This is a genomic window from Phenylobacterium sp. (assembly GCF_036495085.1).
Classification (GTDB): Bacteria; Pseudomonadota; Alphaproteobacteria; order Caulobacterales; family Caulobacteraceae; genus Phenylobacterium.
Window position 1 is genome coordinate 1 of the sequence record NZ_DASXNL010000040.1, and the last position, 2,843, is coordinate 2,843.

3 protein-coding genes are annotated in these 2,843 nt (G+C 64.5%); 1 reads left to right on the forward strand and 2 read right to left on the reverse strand.

The features are described 5' to 3' along the window. Positions 1 to 52: 52 nt before the first annotated feature. Positions 53 to 208, reverse strand: coding sequence for a transporter substrate-binding domain-containing protein (locus VGI62_RS05925; RefSeq protein WP_331503478.1), 156 nt, complete (start codon positions 206 to 208; stop codon positions 53 to 55). Positions 209 to 419: 211 nt separating this feature from the next. Beyond that, a complete protein-coding gene (locus tag VGI62_RS05930) occupies positions 420 to 1,154 on the reverse strand; it encodes a hypothetical protein (RefSeq protein ID WP_331503479.1) in 735 nt (244 codons plus the stop codon). Between the two features lie 473 nt (positions 1,155 to 1,627). Between VGI62_RS05930 and VGI62_RS05935 the strand changes: the two genes are divergently transcribed. Then, positions 1,628 to 2,395, forward strand: a complete 768-nt coding sequence (locus VGI62_RS05935; RefSeq protein ID WP_331503480.1) for an SDR family NAD(P)-dependent oxidoreductase — start codon at positions 1,628 to 1,630, stop codon at positions 2,393 to 2,395. The last annotated feature ends 448 nt before the right edge of the window (positions 2,396 to 2,843 follow it).

The following is a 2,843-nucleotide window of genomic DNA, read 5'->3' on the forward strand; positions in this document are numbered from 1 at the left end:
TCCCTTCCAGAGAGGTCGTCCGTCGAGCCGATCACCGGCGCGCCGGGGCCGGTCACAACCACCTCGTTGACGTTGGTGCGAGTGGTTTCGTGAAATCCACCTTGGCCTCCAGTTCCGGCCGGACGGTGATCTCCGCGGCGACGAGGTCGACCTTACCGTCGACCAACGCTGGACCTGGTGCGTCGCGCGACAGCGGGACGAAGAACATGTGGACCTTGGCGGTCCCGGGTTTTTTCAGCTTCGCCGGCCGCAGTCCCCCGCGGCTGGGCGAGGCCCAGGCCGACCGACCAGCTCTGCGCCGGCGCTACGAAGCGGACAATCGTGGAAAAACCGAAGCTGAGCCGTCGCGGCACACGATGCGAAGCGCTGCCGCTCGGCGCCATCGCGTGCGCCAGACGACGCCGAGCTTCGAGGGAGGATCACTCGGCCTTTGATGACCTCTTCGCTTGCCGAGTTGAGTCCATGATGGTGGTCGCGAGGTCGCGCTGATCCTTCGGCAGCCTCACAACAAGCATCACCAGATCGTTTTCCGACGTCATCATCGCGAGCCCCTTGATCGGATCGCCACCTGGGGCCAGCCGACTCTTGGTCCCCATCCCGCTCTTGTTGGCTGGGGTTTCGAACTCGACGACATCGTCGCCATAGCGGCGGACTGTGTCTGTGGGAAACGACCCGAAGTGGAAGCTGCTTCGCGGCTCAATCCCCTCTGCCATCACACCCTCAACGAACTTCTTTCTGCTCGGGAACAGCCGGGCCGCGACCTCGGCGGCCTCAAAGCGACCTGAAGTGTCGCCGACCGACAAACTCAATTGGACCGCAGAACCCGTGAGGCCCGGTAGCGGATTGAACAGGTCTTGTCCGTGTTCCTCCGGCGTGACGATCAGGACCGAGCCGTTGGAGCCGTAGAGGCCGAAACAATGCCAACCCCGAGGAGCCAAGACGCCCAACTCATTCGACGCGTAGTAGGCGAGCGTGCTCGCCCCGGATCCAACTACCCTCGGCATCTTGGCGGGCTTCTTCGGCGCGGAGCTCGGCCCAGTCTGCCCATCTGCCGCACACCCGACGAAGGGAACGGCTGACGTGAAGGGCGCTGCGTTCGCCGAGACTGTGGCGGCGCAGACTGCGGCGGTCAGACTGAAGAAGGTGCGGTTCAACCACGGCCCCATTGTTCGCAGCACGCCTATTAAAGTGCATCGTCGCTTGTGACGTAGATCTATGTCTAGCAGGTGTTCGCCAGGTTATGGCGTGCCGACGCGTGGTCACATATTCTGCAGACGGACGTTTCGAACCGCGGTTTGGCCGGCGAGCGCCCGGCGGTGCGCCAGACGATGCCACTTCTACTTGCGTCAAGTTCGCTGCGATCTGGTCGCAATAGCTCAAGACCAATTGTCAGCAATCTATGACTTCGGCGGTGAAGCATCCCTGGCGTCCACGATGCAATCCAACGCTGACAATCGCGGCTGACGAGCCAAATGCCGAGGCCGCCTGGTCGCGCGGACCGGTCCAAACACGCGGGCGATCCGCAGAAAACCGCAGTTGCCGCAGATAGTCAGGCCATGCTGCGGTTATAACGACCAAGCCGATCATGGCCCGGATGCGTTGTTTGATTGGATCTTAGGAGCCGCTGATGGCCCGCGTTTTCATCACGGGCAGCACCGAGGGGCTGGGCCGTGCGGCGGCGCAGTCGCTGATGGATGATGGCCACGACGTGGTCGTGCATGCACGGACGGCGGCGCGGGCATCGGCTGTCGCGGACATGGGGCCGCGTCTGGCAGGTGTCGTGATCGGCGATCTGCGGAGCGCCGATGAGGTCCGGAACGTCGCGGAGCAGGTCAATGCAATCGGCCGCATGGATGCTGTGATCCACAACGCGGGCATCTACAACGAGCGGAGCCGTAGCGCGACGCCGGAGGATCACGCCGCCACGCTCGCGGTGAACACGCTGGCGCCTTACGTGCTCACGGCCCTGATTGAGTCCCCCGAGCGGCTGATCTATCTCAGCAGCGGCCTGCATCGTGGCGGAGAAGGATCGCTGGGCGATCTCGACTGGCGCCGGCGGCCGTGGGACGCGGGCCGCGCCTATGCGGAAAGCAAGCTTCACGTGGTTGCGCTGGCCTTCGCTATGGCCCGCCGACGGTCGGAGGTGCTGAGCAACGCCGTCGATCCCGGCTGGGTCCGAACCAGGATGGGCGGCCCTGGCGCCCCAGTAGACCTCGATACAGGCCAACGGACCCAGACTTGGCTCGCCGTCAGCGATGAGCCGGCCGCAAGGACAAGTGGCGGCTACTGGCGCAACCTCCGTCGGGAGGAGCCCGCCCATGAGGCGACAGATCCCGTGTTTCAGGATCAGCTCCTCGGCCGACTCAGTGAACTGACCGGTATCCCCCTGGCCTGAGGACCGCGCGGACCCATCGAGACGTGTCTGGGCCACGCACCCGGGCTTGCATAATACATGAGCCACGTTTCGCCGCCGCGGTCCGCTGACAACCGCGCGAAGCCTAGGTCGCGGACAATGACAGTCCGCAGGCGCTCAAGCATTCCCAGCGAAATGACCGATCCTACGGGACCATGGTTGGAGGAGCCCGACCGGACCGTGCCGGCGAGGAACCCCGCCGCCATATCCTTCCGGCCAAGACCCGCCGCCAAAAAACTGGCGCACCAAACGTTTAGGTCGAGGCAGACCCTGAGCATGGACGCCCTATCGCGCGCGTCAGTCGCACGGCTTCCGCCATGATCTCACCTTCACTGGCGTCAGAGCTCAGCCTTGGTGTGTGACCTTGAAGGCCGCGCGCCAGAGTGGCCTCATATTCCTGGTCGAGCAGGGCTCTGCCGGCGGCCCAAGC

What these genes read in the sequence shown, in the direction of transcription:
- VGI62_RS05925 (WP_331503478.1), bottom strand. Translation starts at nt 208, where the DNA reads ATGTTCTTCGTCCCGCTGTCGCGCGACGCACCAGGTCCAGCGTTGGTC.
- VGI62_RS05935 (WP_331503480.1), top strand. Translation starts at nt 1,628, where the DNA reads ATGGCCCGCGTTTTCATCACGGGCAGCACCGAGGGGCTGGGCCGTGCG.